Origin of the sequence: Enterobacter cloacae complex sp. SYL001, from assembly GCF_049237025.1 — a bacterium.
Classification (GTDB): Bacteria; Pseudomonadota; Gammaproteobacteria; order Enterobacterales; family Enterobacteriaceae; genus Enterobacter; species Enterobacter intestinihominis.
On sequence record NZ_JBMKJI010000044.1, the window covers coordinates 1 to 18,639 of the forward strand.

General features: G+C 57.7%; 18 protein-coding genes and 1 other RNA gene. 10 read left to right on the plus strand and 9 right to left on the minus strand.

What is annotated here, in order from left to right; genetic code table 11:
- Positions 1 to 214, plus strand: a 214-nt coding sequence (locus ACOTZP_RS23255) for a hypothetical protein (RefSeq protein ID WP_421633791.1), incomplete at its 5' end; no start/stop codon positions are given.
- 34 nt (positions 215 to 248) lie between these two features.
- On the opposite strand, the gene ACOTZP_RS23260 is transcribed toward ACOTZP_RS23255, so the two are convergent.
- From ACOTZP_RS23260 to zapA, 3 genes are all read right to left on the minus strand, one after another.
- Positions 249 to 845 carry a 5-formyltetrahydrofolate cyclo-ligase gene (locus ACOTZP_RS23260; RefSeq protein ID WP_038416693.1) on the minus strand — a complete coding sequence of 199 codons (597 nt, stop codon included), beginning with the start codon at positions 843 to 845 and terminating at the stop codon, positions 249 to 251.
- 24 nt (positions 846 to 869) lie between these two features.
- A non-coding RNA gene (gene ssrS, locus ACOTZP_RS23265) (6S RNA) lies at positions 870 to 1,053 on the minus strand.
- Between the two features lie 41 nt (positions 1,054 to 1,094).
- Positions 1,095 to 1,424, minus strand: coding sequence for a cell division protein ZapA (gene zapA / locus ACOTZP_RS23270; RefSeq protein WP_003860096.1), 330 nt, complete (start codon positions 1,422 to 1,424; stop codon positions 1,095 to 1,097).
- Positions 1,425 to 1,591: 167 nt separating this feature from the next.
- Here zapA and ACOTZP_RS23275 point away from each other — a divergent pair, with 167 nt between their 5' ends.
- The 8 genes from ACOTZP_RS23275 to ACOTZP_RS23310 all read left to right on the plus strand — a co-directional run bounded on the left by ACOTZP_RS23275 (position 1,592) and on the right by ACOTZP_RS23310 (position 11,625).
- Positions 1,592 to 2,170, plus strand: coding sequence for a YecA family protein (locus ACOTZP_RS23275; protein WP_072201010.1), 579 nt, complete (start codon positions 1,592 to 1,594; stop codon positions 2,168 to 2,170).
- A 31-nt stretch (positions 2,171 to 2,201) separates the two neighbouring features.
- On the plus strand, positions 2,202 to 3,515 hold the full coding sequence (pepP, locus tag ACOTZP_RS23280) for a Xaa-Pro aminopeptidase (RefSeq protein ID WP_100148849.1): 1,314 nt from the start codon (positions 2,202 to 2,204) through the stop codon (positions 3,513 to 3,515).
- The gene (gene ubiH, locus ACOTZP_RS23285) at positions 3,512 to 4,690 is read left to right on the plus strand and encodes a 2-octaprenyl-6-methoxyphenyl hydroxylase (RefSeq protein ID WP_046618736.1); all 1,179 of its coding nucleotides are present in this window, start codon (positions 3,512 to 3,514) and stop codon (positions 4,688 to 4,690) included. Before pepP ends, ubiH begins: the two co-directional genes overlap by 4 nt.
- Before the next feature lie 12 nt (positions 4,691 to 4,702).
- Positions 4,703 to 5,905: an FAD-dependent 2-octaprenylphenol hydroxylase gene (gene ubiI, locus ACOTZP_RS23290; protein ID WP_022649317.1), complete on the plus strand. Its 1,203-nt coding sequence runs from the start codon at positions 4,703 to 4,705 to the stop codon at positions 5,903 to 5,905.
- A gap of 397 nt (positions 5,906 to 6,302) precedes the next feature.
- A complete protein-coding gene (gene gcvT / locus ACOTZP_RS23295; protein WP_271075407.1) occupies positions 6,303 to 7,397 on the plus strand; it encodes a glycine cleavage system aminomethyltransferase GcvT in 1,095 nt (364 codons plus the stop codon).
- A gap of 23 nt (positions 7,398 to 7,420) precedes the next feature.
- On the plus strand, positions 7,421 to 7,810 hold the full coding sequence (gcvH, locus tag ACOTZP_RS23300; protein ID WP_006811885.1) for a glycine cleavage system protein GcvH: 390 nt from the start codon (positions 7,421 to 7,423) through the stop codon (positions 7,808 to 7,810).
- Positions 7,811 to 7,937: 127 nt separating this feature from the next.
- The gene (gene gcvP / locus ACOTZP_RS23305; RefSeq protein WP_271075406.1) at positions 7,938 to 10,811 is read left to right on the plus strand and encodes an aminomethyl-transferring glycine dehydrogenase; all 2,874 of its coding nucleotides are present in this window, start codon (positions 7,938 to 7,940) and stop codon (positions 10,809 to 10,811) included.
- A 70-nt stretch (positions 10,812 to 10,881) separates the two neighbouring features.
- Positions 10,882 to 11,625 carry an SDR family oxidoreductase gene (locus ACOTZP_RS23310; RefSeq protein WP_271075405.1) on the plus strand — a complete coding sequence of 248 codons (744 nt, stop codon included), beginning with the start codon at positions 10,882 to 10,884 and terminating at the stop codon, positions 11,623 to 11,625.
- 2 nt (positions 11,626 to 11,627) lie between these two features.
- On the opposite strand, the gene ACOTZP_RS23315 is transcribed toward ACOTZP_RS23310, so the two are convergent.
- From ACOTZP_RS23315 to ACOTZP_RS23340, 6 genes are all read right to left on the minus strand, one after another.
- Positions 11,628 to 12,128, minus strand: a complete 501-nt coding sequence (locus ACOTZP_RS23315; protein ID WP_032626112.1) for a protein disulfide oxidoreductase — start codon at positions 12,126 to 12,128, stop codon at positions 11,628 to 11,630.
- Complete coding sequence (locus tag ACOTZP_RS23320; protein ID WP_023298545.1) at positions 12,118 to 12,720, minus strand: DsbA family protein; 603 nt, start codon at positions 12,718 to 12,720, stop codon at positions 12,118 to 12,120. The genes ACOTZP_RS23315 and ACOTZP_RS23320 overlap by 11 nt, the downstream gene beginning before the upstream one ends.
- 1 nt (position 12,721) lies before the next feature.
- Positions 12,722 to 14,731, minus strand: coding sequence for a protein-disulfide reductase DsbD family protein (locus ACOTZP_RS23325; protein ID WP_271075404.1), 2,010 nt, complete (start codon positions 14,729 to 14,731; stop codon positions 12,722 to 12,724).
- A 48-nt stretch (positions 14,732 to 14,779) separates the two neighbouring features.
- Positions 14,780 to 15,139, minus strand: coding sequence for a copper resistance protein (locus tag ACOTZP_RS23330; protein ID WP_271075403.1), 360 nt, complete (start codon positions 15,137 to 15,139; stop codon positions 14,780 to 14,782).
- Between the two features lie 124 nt (positions 15,140 to 15,263).
- On the minus strand, positions 15,264 to 16,697 hold the full coding sequence (gene bglA, locus ACOTZP_RS23335; protein ID WP_421633792.1) for a 6-phospho-beta-glucosidase BglA: 1,434 nt from the start codon (positions 16,695 to 16,697) through the stop codon (positions 15,264 to 15,266).
- A 116-nt stretch (positions 16,698 to 16,813) separates the two neighbouring features.
- Positions 16,814 to 17,545: a MurR/RpiR family transcriptional regulator gene (locus tag ACOTZP_RS23340; RefSeq protein WP_022649308.1), complete on the minus strand. Its 732-nt coding sequence runs from the start codon at positions 17,543 to 17,545 to the stop codon at positions 16,814 to 16,816.
- A gap of 266 nt (positions 17,546 to 17,811) precedes the next feature.
- On the opposite strand from ACOTZP_RS23340, the gene trhA reads away from it, so the two are divergent.
- Complete coding sequence (gene trhA, locus ACOTZP_RS23345; protein WP_022649307.1) at positions 17,812 to 18,471, plus strand: PAQR family membrane homeostasis protein TrhA; 660 nt, start codon at positions 17,812 to 17,814, stop codon at positions 18,469 to 18,471.
- Positions 18,472 to 18,639: the final 168 nt, after the last annotated feature.

Sequence of the window (18,639 nt, forward strand, 5' to 3'; positions counted from 1 at the left end):
GGTCTGTGTATCGGGTGGCGCTTACGCTTACCCGACCTACAATGTTCGTGCGGTCTGTGTATCGGGTGGCGCTTACGCTTACCCGACCTACAATGTTCGTGCGGTCTGTGTATCGGGTGGCGCTTACGCTTACCCGACCTTCAATGTTCGTGCGGTCTGTGTGTCGGGTGGCGCTTACGCTTACCCGACCTACAATGTTCGAGGATTTATGTAGGCCGGGTAAGGCGTAGCCGCCACCCGGCTTTGTTCTACCAGGTCCAGGTTTTACTGGGCGTCACCACCGCTGGCAACGGCACATCCCATTTCTCCACGGGTAATGCCTCCACGCCCTGACAATCATGCGCATAGCCCACCGGCTGCAACCCGTACTGCTGCCAGTTTTGTAGCGTTCTGTCGTAAAAACCACCGCCCATACCTAATCGCTGTCCCTGCTCGTCAAACGCCACCAGCGGCGTAATCAGCACATCCAGTTCAGATAGCGGCAGCACATCGCGCACGTCGAGTTTGGGTTCGGTGATTTTCAGACGATTCACCACCAGCTCGCTGTGCGGATGGTAGTGCAGAAACAGCAGATTGCCCCGGCTAAAGGGATGCAGCACCGGCAGATAAACTTTTTTCCCGGCGCGCCAGAGCTGGTCGATAAGCGGTTGGGTATCCAGCTCACCATCAAACGAAAGAAACAGGGCGACGGTGTTTGCCATCACCACAGGCGGATAGGCCATCATACGGGCGGCAGCCTGCTGGGCAAACTGTGTCTGTTGTTCGGCGCTTAAGGCACGACGACGCTGGCGAATGAGCTGACGGATATCCTGGCGTGAAGCAGAAACTTCAGGGAATTGAGTCATGGTAGTTGGTAGAAGAAGAGATAGGGAATCTCCGAGATGCCGCCGCAGGCTGTAACCCTTGAACCCTTGGTTCAAGGTGAATGTGTCGTCATAGTTTTAAGGCTTCTCGGACGGACCGAGCATGCTCACCAACCATGGAGCGCCACATTCTTGTGGTATGAAATATCGGCTCAGGGGACTGGCCCGCTTGCAAACATCTCAGAGAAATTTTGTCTTCACAGTTACTCTACCATAGTCAACTGAGAAGTGTTATTCAAACTTTGGTCCCGGTCTTTCAGGACTGCGACCTTGATCAAGCAATGCCTGTTCAATGGTCTGCTGGAGCATTTTAATGCGCTGCTCCATGCTTGCCGCGTAATCGCGGGTCTTCGCTTTTTCCTGAGTCAGTTCATAGCTGATGTTCAACGCGGCGATGAAAACCAGCTGCTCAGTATTTGTGACTCTAGTGCGTTCTTTTAGATCTTGCAACCGCTGATTCAAATCGTCCGCAGCCTGATTCAAAGCATCCCTTTGTTCAGGCGGACAATTCACTCGCAGTGAACGGCCAAAAATCTGGAGATCGACGGGTTGTGCAGACATGCCACCTTCCTGCTGATTGACTGCGCTGCCTTCGCTTACTGCCCCGGGGGCTGCGAAGGGGCGACACTATAGCTACCCTGATGTGAAGATACAAGCCCTTTTCTGGTATCACCAGGGTCCAAAGTGGTAGCATATCATGAATATCCTCCCTTTGATGACGAATGCGTATGTCTATACAGAACGAAATGCCTGGTTACAAGGATTTAAACCAGTTACTGAACCAGCAGGGAGTCGGTCTAACCCCTGCCGAAATGCACGGTCTGATCAGCGGCATACTGTGCGGCGGAAACAGCGACAGCTCATGGCTGCCGCTGATCCACGACCTCACCAACGAAGGGCTGGCATTTGGCCACGAACTGGCGGAAGCGCTGCGTAAAATGCACGCCGCAACCAGCGATTCCCTGGAAGACGATGGCTTTCTTTTTCAGCTTTATCTGCCTGAAGGCGACGATGTCAGCGTCTTCGATCGCGCTGATGCGCTCGCGGGTTGGGTAAACCACTATCTGCTTGGCCTGGGCGTAACCCAGCCTAAACTGGATAAAGTGACCGGCGAAGCGGGTGAAGCGATCGACGATCTGCGTAACATCGCCCAGCTCGGCTACGATGAAGACGAAGACCAGGAAGAGCTGGAGATGTCTCTCGAAGAGATCATCGAGTACGTGCGCGTGGCGTCTCTGCTGTGCCACGACAACTTTACGCGCTCGCAGCCGACCGCGCCGGAAGTTCGCAAGCCAACATTACACTAAGAAAAATAACGCACAGGAGGGTGTCATGGTTATCTCCAGTCAAGAGTATTCTCGCCGTCGTCAGGCGCTGCTGGCAAAAATGCAGCCGGGAAGCGCTGCCCTGATTTTCGCCGCGCCGGAAGTGACGCGCAGCGCCGACAGCGAATACCCCTATCGCCAGAGCAGTGATTTCTGGTACTTCACCGGGTTTAACGAGCCGGAAGCGGTACTGGTGCTGATTAAAAGCAATGACACCCACAACCACAGCGTGATTTTCAACCGCGTGCGCGATCTGACCGCGGAAATCTGGTTTGGCCGCCGCTTAGGTCAGGAGGCGGCGCCGGAAAAACTGGGCGTGGACCGCGCGCTGGCCTACAGCGAAATCAACCAGCAGCTCTATCAACTGCTCAACGGCCTGGACGTGCTGTACCACGCGCAGGGTGAATACGCCTATGCGGATGAGATTGTTTTCACTGCGCTGGATAAGCTGCGTAAAGGCTCACGTCAGAATTTGTCTGCACCCGCAACCCTGACAGACTGGCGACCGGTGGTGCATGAGATGCGCCTGTTTAAGTCTGAAGAAGAGCTGAACGTGATGCGCCGCGCGGGCGAAATCAGCGCCCTGGCGCATACCCGCGCCATGGAAAAGTGCCGTCCCGGTATGTTCGAGTACCAGCTTGAAGGCGAAATTCACCATGAATTTAACCGTCACGGCGCGCGCTTCCCGTCCTATAACACCATCGTAGGCGGCGGGGAAAACGGCTGCATTCTGCACTACACCGAAAACGAAAGTGCACTGCGCGACGGCGATCTGGTGCTGATTGACGCCGGCTGTGAATATCAGGGTTACGCGGGCGACATCACCCGTACCTTCCCGGTGAACGGTAAATTCACCCCAGCGCAGCGTGAAATCTATGACATCGTGCTTGAGTCTCTGGAGACTGCGCTGACGCTGTTCCGCCCTGGCACCTCCATTCAGGAGGTTACGGGCGAGGTGGTGCGCATCATGATTACCGGGCTGGTGAAGGTTGGCATTCTGAAAGGCGATGTGGACACCCTTATAACCGAAAACGCCCATCGCCCGTACTTTATGCATGGCCTGAGCCACTGGCTGGGGCTGGATGTGCATGACGTGGGGGCATACGGTCCGGAACGTTCGCGCGTGCTGGAGCCAGGCATGGTGCTGACCGTTGAGCCGGGGCTGTACATCGCGCCGGATGCCGACGTGCCGGAACAGTACCGCGGGATCGGCATTCGTATTGAAGATGACATCGTCATCACCGAAACCGGTAACGAAAACCTGACCGCGACCGTGGTGAAAAAAGCCGACGACATCGAGGCGCTGATGGCGGCGGCACGCGGATGAGCGTAATCATCGTTGGCGGAGGCATGACCGGCGCTACTCTGGCGTTGGCTATTTCGCAGTTAACCCAGGGCCAGCTTCCGGTGCATCTGGTTGAGGCGGTCGCGCCGCAGGCGACCGATCATCCCGGTTTCGACGCCCGCGCTATCGCGCTGGCGCAGGGAACCTGTCAGCAGCTTGCGCGTATTGGGATCTGGCAGGCGATAGCGGATTGCGCGACGGCGATCGGCACCGTTCACGTCAGCGATCGCGGGCACGCCGGGTTTGTGACGCTGGATGCCCACGATTACCGGATCGAGGCGCTGGGGCAGGTTGTCGAGCTGCATGACGTAGGGCTGCGGCTGTTCCGTCTGTTACAGGACGCGCCTGGCGTCACGCTGCACTGTCCGGCGCGCGTCGCCAGCTTTAGCCGCCGTGACGAAGCCGTCAGCGTGACGCTGGACAACGGCACCACGCTGGAGGGGGAACTGCTGGTGGCGGCGGATGGTTCACGCTCCGCGATCGCCACGCAGTGCGGCGTCGAATTGCGCTCTGAACCCTATGGGCAGGTGGCGGTCATCGCTAACGTCTCTACGGCTGGCGCGCATAACGGCAGGGCATTTGAGCGCTTCACTGAGCACGGCCCGCTGGCCATGCTGCCGATGTCGAACGGGCGCTGCTCGCTGGTGTGGTGCCATGCGCAGGACCGGGCCGATGAGGTTCTCTCCTGGTCCGACGAACGTTTTAGTTCCGAGCTGCAAAAAGCCTTCGGCTGGCGGCTTGGGCGTATCACCCAGGCCGGAAAACGCGTGGCCTATCCGCTCGCGCTGACGACCGCATCGCAGACTGTCTCCCATCGCGTCGCTCTGGTCGGCAACGCCGCGCAGACGCTGCACCCCATCGCCGGGCAAGGCTTTAACCTTGGCCTGCGCGACGTGATGAGCCTGGCTGAGCTACTGGCGCAGACGTGGAGCGAACAACAGGATTGTGGCGCATACTCAGTGCTTAGCCATTACCAGAAACGACGTCAGGCGGACAAAGCGGCGACCATTGGCGTTACCGACGGTTTAGTCCACCTGTTTGCCAATCGCTGGGCACCGCTGGTTGCGGGTCGCAACCTTGGGCTGATGGCGATGGAACTGTTCATTCCGGCACGTGACGTGCTGGCGCAGCGGACCCTGGGTTGGGTCGCGCGTTAAGGAGTAATCACCGTGCAAAATGTTGATGTCGCCATTGTCGGCGGCGGAATGGTAGGACTGGCGCTGGCCTGTGGTTTACAGGGCAGCGGCCTGCGCGTGGCGGTGCTTGAGCAAAACGCGCCGCAGCCCGTGGCGCAGGATGCACCGCCGGAGCTGCGCGTCTCGGCGATCAATGCCGCCAGCGAAAAGCTACTGACGCACCTTGGCGTCTGGTCTGAAATCGTGGCGCTGCGTGCCAGCTGTTACCATGGCATGGAAGTGTGGGATAAAGACAGCTTCGGCCATATCGCGTTTGACGATGAAAGCATGGGCTACAGCCACCTTGGGCACATCGTTGAAAACGCGGTGATCCACCACGCGCTGTGGCAAAAAGCGCAGCAGTGCAGCGACGTCACGCTGATCGCACCGGCGAAACTTCAGCAGGTGGCGTGGGGCGAAAACGACGCGTTTATCACTCTTGAAAGCGGCGACATGCTGACCGCGCGGCTGGTAGTGGGTGCCGACGGCGCCAATTCCTGGCTGCGTAACAAAGCGGATATTCCGCTGACCTTCTGGGATTACCGTCATCACGCCCTGGTTGCCACAATCCGCACCGAAGAGCCGCACGGCGGCGTGGCGCGCCAGATTTTCCACAATGATGGCATTCTGGCCTTCCTGCCGCTTGCCGATCCGCATCTCTGCTCCATCGTCTGGTCTTTAGAGCCGGAGAAAGCGCAGCAGATGCAGGAGGCGACGCCGGACGCCTTTAATCAGGCGCTATGCGTGGCGTTTGATAACCGTCTGGGCCTGTGCACGCTTGAAAGCGAACGCCAGGCGTTTCCGTTAACCGGTCGCTACGCGCGTCAGTTTGCGGCGCACCGTCTGGCGTTGGTGGGGGATGCGGCGCATACGATTCATCCGCTGGCCGGGCAGGGGGTGAACCTCGGCTTTATGGACGCGGCCGAGCTGGTTGAAGAGCTGCGTCGTCTGCATCGGGAAGGTAAAGATATTGGTCAGCATCTGTATCTGCGTCGCTACGAGCGCAGCCGCAAACACAGTGCGGCGATGATGCTGGCGGGTATGCAGGGCTTCCGCGAGCTATTTGCCGGAGCGAACCCGGCGAAAAAACTGCTGCGCGATATCGGCCTCAAACTGGCCGACACCCTTCCCGGCGTCAAACCGCAGCTTCTTCGTCAGGCAATGGGCCTTAACGATCTTCCCGACTGGTTACGTTAATCTCGATCCCCGTCACACTTTATTTTCCCGGCCTTCGCGCCGGGGAAATCTCCTCGTTTGAAATAATCTAATTTCACGTCATTTTTCGCATTAGAAAATCTAATCTTACTCTTTTTATGTTACGGAAATTCGGCCCGTTTTTCCGCACGAAATATCACCATCTGCTAAATCCTGTTAGCTCGATGTTAATTTTATGCGGGTTTAATCGCATTTTACCAGTGAATAACTCTGTAGGCTTTTCAGCGATTTTTGGTCATAAGCTAATGTGATGACCCGTTTTACCTTATGGTTAACCGCCGGTTTCGGTGGTAAGTTCAGGTAAAAGAGAACGTTTGCGTCGGCCCTCGATCGCGAGGTCGACACCGGGTTTCACGGTGAATTTTTCAACGAGGAAAAGATGGCTCAACAGACTCCTTTGTACGAACAGCACGTGTTATGCGGCGCCCGCATGGTGGACTTCCACGGCTGGATGATGCCGCTGCACTACGGCTCGCAGATTGATGAGCACCACGCGGTGCGCACCGATGCCGGTATGTTCGACGTGTCTCATATGACGATTGTCGACCTGCGCGGAAGCCGCACCCGGGAGTATTTGCGTTATCTGTTGGCAAACGACGTCGCCAAACTAAAAACGCCGGGCAAAGCGCTCTATACCGGCATGCTTAATGCCTCTGGCGGCGTGATTGACGACCTCATCGTCTACTACTTCACCGAAGATTTCTTCCGCCTCGTTGTAAACTCCGCCACCCGCGAAAAAGACCTCTCCTGGATTTCCCAACACGCTGAACCTTACGCCATCGACATCACCGTTCGTGACGATCTGTCGCTGATTGCGGTGCAGGGGCCAAACGCCCAGGCGAAAGCCGCGTCTCTGTTCAGCGACGAGCAGCGCAAAGCAACCGAAGGCATGAAGCCGTTCTTCGGCGTGCAGGCGGGGGATCTGTTTATCGCCACCACCGGCTACACCGGTGAAGCGGGCTACGAAATTGCAATGCCAAACGAAAAGGCCGCCGATTTCTGGCGTGCGCTGGTGGAGGCGGGTGTGAAGCCTGCGGGCCTGGGCGCGCGCGATACGCTGCGTCTGGAAGCGGGGATGAACCTCTACGGTCAGGAGATGGACGAAGGCGTCTCACCGCTGGCAGCCAACATGGGCTGGACCATCGCGTGGGAACCGGCTGACCGTGATTTTATTGGCCGTGAAGCGCTGGAGATGCAGCGCGAGAAGGGCACTGAACAGCTGGTTGGCCTGGTGATGAAAGAAAAAGGCGTTCTGCGCGGCGAGCTGCCGGTGCGCTTCACCGATGCCGATGGCAATCATCGCGAAGGCGTGATCACCAGCGGAACGTTCTCCCCGACGCTCGGCTACAGTATTGCACTGGCACGCGTGCCAGCGGGGATTGGCGAAACGGCGGTGGTGCAGATCCGCAACCGCGAAATGCCGGTCAACGTGACCAAACCGATTTTTGTTCGCGCCGGTAAGCCGGTCGCCTAACTATTTTTATCAGGAGAACTTCAATGAGCAATGTGCCAGCAGAACTGAAATACAGCAAAGAACACGAGTGGCTGCGCAAAGAGGCGGACGGCACTTACACCGTTGGGATCACCGAGCACGCGCAGGAACTGCTGGGCGACATGGTGTTTGTTGACCTGCCGGAAGTGGGCGCAACCGTGAGCGCAGGCGACGACTGTGCGGTGGCGGAATCCGTTAAAGCGGCCTCTGACATCTACGCTCCGGTGAGCGGTGAAATTGTTGCCGTGAACGACGCGCTGAGCGACTCCCCGGAGCTGGTGAACAGCGAGCCTTATGAAGGCGGCTGGATCTTTAAGATCAAAGCCAGCGACGAAGCGCAGGTTGCCGCGCTGCTGGATGCGACCGCGTACGAAGCACTACTGGAAGACGAATAACGTTGTGCCGGATGGCGCTGCGCTTATCCGGCCTACAGATCTACGTAGGCCCGGTAAGCGTTAGCGCCACCGGGCAACAGCGTTACAGATAATTACGATTCACTGCACGTTTCAGGAACCATCGCTCATGACACAGACTTTAAGCCAGCTTGAAAACCGTGGCGCCTTCATTGAACGTCACATTGGGCCGGATGCTCAGCAACAGCAGGAGATGCTGAAGACAGTTGGCGCGGATTCATTAAACGCACTGATCGGCCAGATCGTGCCAAAAGACATCCAGCTTGCCACACCGCCGCAGGTAGGCGAGTCCACGACGGAGTTCGCCGCGCTGGCGGAGCTGAAGGCCATCGCCGGCCTTAACAAGCGCTATAAGTCTTACATCGGCATGGGCTACACCAACGTGCAATTGCCGCCGGTGATCCTGCGTAATATGCTGGAAAATCCGGGCTGGTACACCGCTTACACCCCGTATCAGCCAGAAGTCTCCCAGGGCCGTCTGGAAGCGCTGCTGAACTTCCAGCAGGTGACGCTGGATCTGACCGGTATGGATATCGCCTCTGCCTCGCTGCTGGATGAAGCCACTGCCGCCGCTGAAGCGATGGCGATGGCGAAGCGCGTGAGCAAGCTGAAAAACGCCAACCGCTTCTTCGTCGCGGCGGACGTGCATCCCCAGACGCTGGACGTGGTGCGCACCCGTGCGGAAACCTTCGGCTTTGAGGTGATTGTCGACGACGCTGACAAAGTGCTGGATCACCAGGACGTCTTCGGCGTGCTGTTACAGCAGGTGGGCACCACCGGGGAAGTGCATGATTACAGCGCGCTGATCGCCGAGCTCAAATCCCGTAAGGTTATTGTTAGCGTCGCCGCTGATTTTATGGCGCTGGTGCTGCTGACGGCGCCGGGTAAACAGGGCGCGGATATTGTCTTCGGCTCAGCGCAACGCTTCGGCGTGCCGATGGGCTACGGCGGCCCGCACGCGGCGTTCTTTGGCGCGAAAGATGAATTTAAACGTTCCATGCCAGGCCGTATTATCGGCGTATCGAAAGATGCCGCCGGTAACACCGCGCTGCGCATGGCGATGCAGACCCGCGAGCAGCATATCCGCCGCGAGAAAGCGAACTCCAACATCTGTACCTCGCAGGTGCTGCTGGCTAACATTGCCAGCTTATACGCGGTGTTCCACGGTCCGGCTGGCCTGAAACGCATTGCCAGCCGCATCCACCGTCTGGCCGATATCCTGGCCTGCGGTCTGCAACAGAAAGGTCTCAGACTGCGTCATGAGCACTACTTCGACACCCTCTGCGTCGAGGTGGCAGACAAAGCGGCCGTGCTGGCGCGCGCCGAGGCAGCACAAATCAACCTGCGCAGCGACATTCACAATGCGGTCGGTATTACGCTGGACGAAAGCACCACCCGTGACGATATCCTGACCCTGTTCAACGTATTGCTGGGTGACGCACAGGGTCTGGACGTTGATACGCTCGACAAAGAGGTTGCGCTCGACAGCCGCTCCATTCAGGAAAGCATGCTGCGCGACGACGCGATCCTGACTCACCCGGTGTTCAACCGCTATCACAGCGAAACCGAGATGATGCGTTACATGCACTCTCTGGAACGTAAAGATCTGGCGCTGAACCAGGCGATGATCCCGCTGGGCTCCTGCACCATGAAGCTGAACGCCGCGGCTGAGATGATCCCAATCACCTGGCCTGAATTCTCCGAGCTGCACCCGTTCTGCCCGGCTGAGCAGGCGGAAGGTTATCACATGATGATCAACCAGCTCTCCGACTGGCTGGTGAAGCTGACCGGGTACGACGCGCTCTGCATGCAGCCGAACTCCGGTGCGCAGGGTGAATACGCCGGTCTGCTGGCGATCCGTCACTATCACGAAAGCCGCAACGAAGGCCACCGCGATATCTGTCTGATCCCAAGCTCTGCCCACGGTACCAACCCGGCTTCTGCCCAGATGGCAGGAATGGAAGTGGTGGTTGTGGCGTGCGACAAAAACGGCAACATCGATCTGGCCGACCTGCGCGCGAAAGCCGAGCAGGCAGGCGACAAACTCTCCTGCATCATGGTGACCTACCCGTCCACCCACGGCGTGTACGAAGAAACGATCCGTGAAGTATGTGAAGTGGTGCATCAGTTCGGCGGCCAGGTTTACCTCGACGGCGCGAACATGAACGCCCAGGTGGGCATTACCTCTCCGGGCTTTATTGGCGCGGACGTGTCGCACCTCAACCTGCATAAAACGTTCTGCATTCCGCACGGCGGCGGCGGCCCGGGCATGGGCCCAATCGGCGTCAAAGCGCACCTGGCACCGTTTGTGCCAGGCCATAGCGTGGTGCAGATTGAAGGCATGCTGACCCGTCAGGGCGCGGTCTCCGCGGCACCGTTCGGCAGCGCCTCTATCCTGCCAATCAGCTGGATGTACATCCGCATGATGGGCGCGGAAGGGCTCAAGCAGGCCAGCCAGGTGGCGATCCTCAACGCCAACTACATCGCAACACGTCTGATAGACGCCTATCCGGTGCTCTACACCGGCCGCGATGGTCGCGTGGCGCACGAATGCATCCTCGATATTCGTCCTCTGAAAGAAGAGACGGGCATCAGCGAGCTGGATATTGCCAAGCGCCTGATCGACTACGGCTTCCACGCGCCAACCATGTCCTTCCCGGTTGCAGGAACGCTGATGGTTGAGCCGACCGAGTCTGAAAGCAAGGTGGAGCTGGATCGCTTTATCGACGCGATGCTGGCGATCCGCAGCGAAATCGACCGCGTGAAAGGCGGGGAATGGACGCTGGAAGATAACCCGCTGGTCAACGCGCCGCATACCCAGAACGAACTGGTGGCAGAGTGGAACCACGGTTATACCCGCGAGCTGGCTGTCTTCCCGGCAGGTGTGGCAAACAAATATTGGCCAACCGTGAAACGTCTTGATGATGTTTACGGCGACCGTAACCTGTTCTGCTCCTGCGTACCGATGAGCGAATACCAGTAACGTTGTTCCTGTAGTAACGTAGGCCGGGTAAGGCGAAGCCGCCACCCGGCTTTTTTATTGGGAGAAAAGAATGGCAATTGCATTGGTCACCGGCGCCAGCCGGGGTATTGGTAAAGCCACCGCGCTACAGCTGGCAAGCGAAGGCTACACCGTTGCGGTGAATTTTCATCACAACATCAAAGCCGCGACAGAGGTTATTAATCAGATCGTGGACGCGGGCGGTAAGGCCTTTGCCGTGCGCGCGGATATCAGCGATGAATCGCAGGTGATGGCGATGTTCGACAGCATCGATCGCGCAGGTGAGCCGCTCGCCGCGCTGGTGAACAACGCCGGGATTTTGTTTGAACAATCCTCCATCGAAAACCTCTCCGCTGAACGTATTAACCGCGTGCTGTCCACCAACGTCACTGGCTATTTTCTCTGCTGCCGTGAGGCGGTGAAGCGCATGTCGCATAAACACGGCGGCAAAGGAGGAGCGATTGTTAATGTCTCCTCGGCGGCCTCACGACTGGGCGCACCGGGGGAGTATGTGGATTATGCTGCCTCCAAAGGGGCCGTGGATTCCCTGACAACCGGCCTCGCGCTGGAGGTGGCGGCGCAGGGCATTCGCGTTAACTGTGTGCGGCCAGGCCTGATTTATACCGATATTCACGCCTCCGGCGGCGAGCCGGGGCGTGTGGATCGGGTGAAGTCGATGTTACCGATGCAGCGTGGCGGTCAGCCGGAGGAGGTCGCCCAGGCCATTACCTGGCTGCTGAGCGACAAAGCCTCCTATGTCACCGGTAGCTTCCTGGAGCTGGCTGGCGGGAAGTAACGCTACGACGCCAGCCACAGCCGCAGGCGCATTCCCCAGCCGCTGGTCCAGCCGGTGGTGATCGACTTCACTTCACCGTGAGAGATCACCACAAGCGTTGGCGTCACCTGAACGTCCCACTGACGCGCCAGTTCTCCGCTGGCGTCGTTGACCGTGGGCATCATCGCCTTCTTCTTTCTCATCCATGTTTCGAGCGTCGCGTTATCGCCCGAGCGCAGCGCAACCGACATCACGTTACCCCCGTCCGCGGCAATTGCCGCCACCGACGGCGTGGTGTAGCGGCAGACGCCGCACCATGTCGCCCAGACGTAGACCAGCAGCGGTCGCTCCTTACTCATGGCGATAAGATCGACGGGCTGACCGTCGAGGGTGTGCAGTGCCGTCGCGGAGAAATTCTGCGGCAGCGCGGGCTGGCGGAAATAGTCCACCGCCAGGCTCACGGCTACGCCAATCAGCAGCCACACGGCCAGCTCGCGCAGCAGGCGAGGAAGCTTACTTGCCACGGGCGTTTGCCAGCTGTTCTTTGACCAGCCCCTCCAGATCGTCATACGGGATTGCGCCCGCCACCATCTGGTCACCGATGATGGTCGCCGGGGTGCCCTGAATATTCAGCACCTGCGCCAGGATCAGGTTCATCTTTACGCTGTCCATAGTTTTATCATCGGTTTTAATGCTGTCCGTCCCGGTCTTCACCTGCGCGGCGGCGATGCTGGCGTCATCGTGATAGCCCTTTTTCATCATCAGCCGCTGGTGTAGTGCCCAGAATTGATCCGGCGCCTGCTGCCACGTTGAGAGCGCCGCTTTCGCGGCATTTACCGAGCTTTGTCCCTTGAACGGCAGCAGTTTGATGATGAGCTGCACGTCGGGATTATCGTGCACGATTTTCTCCAGCATTGGGTCGAACTGCTTGCAATACGGGCAGTTGTAGTCTGTGAAGGAGACGATGGTGAGCTTCGGCGATGTCGCGCCGGTTCGCGGGCTGTTGGGGTCGTTAAACAGCAGTTTTGCCAGCTGGTCGTTGGAAGCGTCATCTGACGGTGCGGCGAAACCGAACGTTGATAACGACAGCAGAAGTAAGGCAACGAAGGTTCTCATGTTATTTTCCTTTTGCATCGGACAGGGTGCTCAGCACCGCTTCGCGGCTTAACAACGCAGGCAGCACGTGGCCCTGCGGTAATCCCGGTCCGTAGATCTGGTTAAACGGCACGGCGGCGCTGCCGCGCGTGGTTAAAAACTGGCTGATGGTATCTGAGGGGCGGCTCCAGTCGCCGCGCAGGGCGACAACGTCCGGGGCGGAGAGCGCGACCTGCACGTCGTCGCGCAGCAGTACGTTGTATTTATTGGCTTTACAGGTCACGCACCAGTCGGCGGTCACGTCGACGAACACCCGTTTGTTCTCCGCCAGCGCGCGGACAATGGCCTGCTCGCTGAGCGGCTGCCAGTGAATACGATCGCGGCGGGAGCCCTCGCCGCCGGAGCCGGAAACAAACGCGACTACTCCGGCCACCAGTACAGCTAATACCCCGGCGCGCAGTGCCGTTTGCCAGCGGTAGCGCCAGGCGGTGACCAGCAGCAGCGCAAGGATCAGCAGCACGCCCAGCGTGATGACGGGCAGGCTGCCAATGTGCACCGTCAGCAGGCTCAGCAGCCACAGCGATGAGCCGAGCATCATCATCCCCAGCACTACGCGTACAACGTTCATCCAGCGCCCCGGACGCGGCAACCGCTGGGCCAGCCCCGGCCAGGCCGCCACCAGCAGCCACGGCAGGCTCATGCCGATACCCATCGCCAGGAAGATCCCCCACAGCAGGGGAAGCGGTGCCGCCAGCGCGACCGAGACCGCCGTCCCCAGGAACGGCGCGGTGCAGGGTGTCGCCAGCAGCGTGGCAAACGCGCCTTGCCAGAAATGACCCGCAAGCCCGTTGCCGCCGCGCGTGGCGAGGAAGGTGCTGGCGCCGGAAGGGAGACGGATTTCAAACAACCCCAGCAGGCTGGCGCTGAAAAGCACCATCACCAGCGCCATCGCACCAATAAACCACGGGTTCTGGAACTGGATCCCCCAGCCGAGCGCCTGATTGCCTAAACGTAATACCGTCATCATCAGCGCCAGTGCGAGGAACGAGATCACGATCCCGGCTACCGATGCAAGAAACTGCCTGCGCACCTGACCCCGCGCCTGCCGTTCGGTTTGCATCAGCGTGCCCAGCTTCATGGCCAGCACCGGCAGCACGCAGGGCATAACGTTAAGGATCAGACCGCCAGCCAGCGCCATCAGCAGCACCCAGCCTAACGGGAGCGTCGGCGCGGCGTTCCCCGGCTGAATGCTCAGGCTGGACTCCTGCGCCTGCCCGCTATCGGCCAGAACCAGTGACAGGGTTTTGCCGCTGAGGTTGGGCGCGGCCTCGCCCCAGCTGTCCGTCACGGGCACGGTGGCGACCAGCGAATCACCGCGCATGGTGAGGGCCGGTTTGCCGAAATCAACATCATCCATACCGTCGATAAACAGCGACGGCGCCTGCCAGCCTGCGTCACGCTGCGCCGTTACGGTCAGCTTGCCGGGGGCATAGGTGGCGTTAAGCGTTGAGGTCAACCCGCCGCTGAGCGGAAGGGTGCCCATGGCCCGACTGAAATCGTAATCAAAACCGGCACCTGCGGATGCGGTCATGTTCAGTGAAAACGGGTAGTCGGTAAGAATACAGACGTTGCTACAGGTGGAGAGCGTCAGCACGCCGCTCAGGATCGTCGGGACGTCGCCCCGCAGAGTGAGGGGAAAGCTGACATCGCCGTGATAGCCCTGCGTGGTGATGCCCGCGACGTCGAAACGCTGCGGCACAGGCCAGCGCCAGATCGCCTCGACGGGCTGATGCCATTTAATCGCGGGTGCGACGCCGCCTTCGCCCGGCGAGCGCCAGTAGGTTTTCCAGCCTTTTTGCAGGGCGACGTCCAGCAGCAGGCGGGTTTCGCCAGTGCTTTCAGGTTGCGCACGCAGCCTGACGCTGGCGTGCTGATTATCGGCGGCGCGCAGCCAGCCGCTGTCGGCAGCCTGGCTGAGGGGCAGCCATAGCCAAAGCAGGCAGACCAGCAGTCGCCTGAATACAGTAAACATAAATTTTCTCCGTAAATGATGAATTAACCTGAAGTAACAGGCGAAGGCTCATTCACGGAAGACGCATAATCGCAGATGCACCCTTAACCGGGGCGGGGAGATAACGCGGGGAGGCCACTGCCGTTCGCGGCGCGGTGGACTGGCTGCCAGCAACGCCAGCAGCAGGGTGACGGCAATCAGGGCGCCTTCAAACAAAACAGGCGGGACCGACATCAGCGACTTGGCGCTTAGCTCACACGGGGATACCGGTGCGTCGGCACTCTCCTGCCCCTGCTGGACAGACTGGCTCGTGGCGGTGACGTTCATGACAAGCGCGTGCATCCCGGCCATCCGCTGGGCGGTACATATCAGCACCACCAGACAGGCCAGGGCTACAAGCAGGATAGCGTTGCGTTGTCGCTTAATCATGTTCGCCTCAAATATTCAGGATGCCTATATTATCGGGCGAACATATTTTGGCAACGCAAAAGCTGTAAAGAAGTGTCTGGAAGATAAGCAGTTTGCCCTCTCCGCTTGCAGAGAGGGCAAGCCATTACAGCGTTTCGCCGTTGCTGGCAATGACGGTTTTATACCACTCAAAGCTCTTCTTACGGGAGCGGGACATGTCACCGGTGCCGTCGTCGTGCTTGTTGACGTAGATAAAGCCGTAGCGCTTGCTGTACTGGCCGGTGGTGAAGGAGACGCAGTCGATGCAGCCCCACGGGGTGTAGCCCATCAGATCCACGCCGTCCCAGGTCACCGCCTTCATCATCTCTTCCACATGGGCGCGCAGGTAGTCGATGCGGTAGTCATCGTTGATGCTGCCGTCCTCTTCCACCTTGTCGTAGGCGCCGAAACCATTTTCCACGATAAACAGTGGCTTCTGGTAGCGCTCGTACAGTTCACACAGCGAATAACGCAGGCCCACAGGGTCAATCTGCCAGCCCCAGTCGGACGCCTTGACGTGTGGGTTCGGCACGCTGCCCTCGAAGCCGGAAATGGCGTCACCGGTGCCGCCTTCCGCTTTGACCGCGTTGGTCATGTAGTAGCTGAAACCTAAGTAATCGCAGGTGCCTTCACGCAGGATCTGCTCGTCGCCTGCTTCCATTTTGATGGAGAAGCCACGGCGTTCCCACTCGTTCAGCACGTAAGACGGGTAGTAGCCGCGCAGCTGTACGTCGGTAAAGACGTAGCGCTCGCGCATGGATTCCTGAGCAAACATGACATCTTCTGGCTTGCAGGAGTACGGATAGAGCGCCACCATCGCCAGCATGCAGCCGACTTTCATCTCCGGGTTAATGCGGCGGGCGGCTTTCACCGCCAGCGCGCTGGCCACGAACTGGTGGTGCAGCACCTGGTACATGGTCTCTTCCGGGTTGTCGTGCTCGGTATAGACCACGCCAGAGCAGCAGTAGCCGAACAGCGGCGCACGCCAGTTGCGCTGGTTGTTGATTTCGTTGAAGGTCATCCAGTATTTGACCTTATTTTTGTAGCGCTCAAATACCACTTCCGAGAAGCGTACAAAGAAATCGACTACTTTACGGTTGGTCCATCCGCCGTATTCCTGAACGAGGTGCAGCGGCATTTCAAAGTGGGAGAGGGTGATCACCGGCTCGATGTTGTACTTCAGCAGTTCATCGAACATGTCGTCGTAAAACTTCAGCCCCTCTTCGTTTGGCTGAGTTTCGTCGCCTTTCGGGAAGATGCGCGTCCAGGCGATAGAGGTACGGAAACATTTGAAGCCCATCTCGGCAAACAGCTTGATGTCTTCTTTGTAATGGCCGTAAAAGTCGACGGCTTCGTGGTTCGGGTAATATTTGCCTTTAATCACTTCCTGCGTGATTTCACGCGGAACGCCGTGTGCGCCGCCGGTGAGCACGTCGCAAATGCTTGGCCCTTTGCCGCCTTTGTTCCAGCCGCCTTCAACCTGGTGCGCCGCCACCGCGCCGCCCCATAAAAAATCTTTCGGTAAAGTGAGTTTTTTCATCTTTGCTATTCTCAATTCAGGACTTATTGATTTCGAGTCTAGCAAAGCGGAAATAAATGTCACGATATAACATTTTGCGGAAATTGTAATTTGTCACATCAAAAAAACAGGATGTTTTATTCTGTTAATTTCTTCGCCAGTTTCCGGCCTAATGATTCCAGAATATAGATGACGGGAATTTGGGTGGTTATATCGTAAACGCCGCCTATGCGCGTTTGCGGGACATGCCATGAGAGATTAAAGTCCGCCAGTTTCGCGAGACGAGAATGTTCGTGGCTGGTGACAGAGAGCACCTTGCAGCGATGCAGGCTGAACTGGCTGGCGAAGCGCAGGATTTCCTCGGTTTCTCCGGAGACGGAAAGTACAATGGCCAGTGCATTTTTAGCCATATCGTTAGTGACCGGGAAATAAGGATCGTCGATATGGTTGCTGAATTTCCCGATATTTGAAAAGAAACGTGCGCCATATTTTGCCAGCGATCCGGACGTGCCTGCGCCAACAAAAATAATTCGTTCAGATGATAAAATAATATCGACGGCTTTATCTAATAACGCATCGAACTCTTCGTTATTTACGCTTTTAAAGAAGCTGATAATTTCACTGGCACCAAAATTCGCCTGCTGCGGCTCGTTCTGCTCCAGATAGAGTTTAAAGCGCACCCGAAATTCCGAGTAGCCTTCGCAGTTGAGCTTTCGGCAGAAGCGCAGGATAGTAGTGGTAGAGACTCCCGCCGCATCCGCCAGCTCGCGGATGGTCATGTACATCACTTTGTCACGGTTCTTAATGACATAGTTGTAGACCATCATTTCCAGATTGTTGAGGCTGGCAATGGCGGAATGGCTGAACATACTCACAATGGCTAAACTCGCTGTCGGACACTATCCCTGAAGCATACCATGATGACGAAGGGTGAGAGACGGATTTATCTCCTTGATTACTCAGCTGTTAATGAAATTATTTACATCTGTGCGGTGGGCTTTGTTTGTATTTATTTGATTTATAAAAATAAATTCTTATTGGGGATTTATTTTAGCTAACAGGTGTTCACTGGAATTATTCTCAGTTAGCATAGACTGGCGATGAATAATCATCTTTTGTTTTCCCGGAGTTAAGTATGGTGAGCAGACCATTAATCGCACAGGGATATTCGCTGGCTGAGGAAGTAGCCAACAGTATAAGCCATGGCATTGGCCTGGTGTTTGGGATTGTCGGCTTAGTATTGCTGTTGGTGCAGGCGGTAGATACCAACGCCAGCGCGATGGCCATTACCAGCTACAGCCTGTATGGCGGGAGTATGATCCTGCTTTTCCTTGCCTCAACGCTGTATCACGCTATTCCGCATCAACGGGCGAAGATATGGCTCAAGAAATTTGACCACTGCGCAATCTATCTTCTCATTGCAGGCACTTACACGCCATTTTTGCTGGTGGGGCTCAACTCACCGCTGTCGCGTGGCCTGATGATTGTAATCTGGAGCCTGGCGCTGCTGGGGATCCTGTTCAAGCTGACCATCGCGCACCGGTTCAAAGTGTTGTCGCTGGTCACCTATCTGACAATGGGCTGGCTGTCGCTGATTGTGGTGTATCAGTTAGCCATTAAGCTGGCGGTGGGGGGCGTGACGCTTCTGGCGGTGGGTGGAGTGATCTACTCGCTGGGCGTGATTTTCTACGTCTGCAAGCGTATCCCGTACAACCATGCCATCTGGCACGGCTTTGTGCTGGGCGGCAGCGTGTGCCACTTTCTGGCAATTTATCTGTATGTTGGTCAGGTGTAGTTTTTTTGTAAGGTGCGGTCTGATGCCCTCACCCCGACCCTCTCCACAGGGCTGAGGGTTTCCCACAAATTAATGCGAGCACTGAGCAATCCCCTCGCCCCTCCGGGGAGAGGGTTAGGGTGAGGGGAACATACGGCGGTGGTGGTCATTCCGTTCACTTTATGTTCC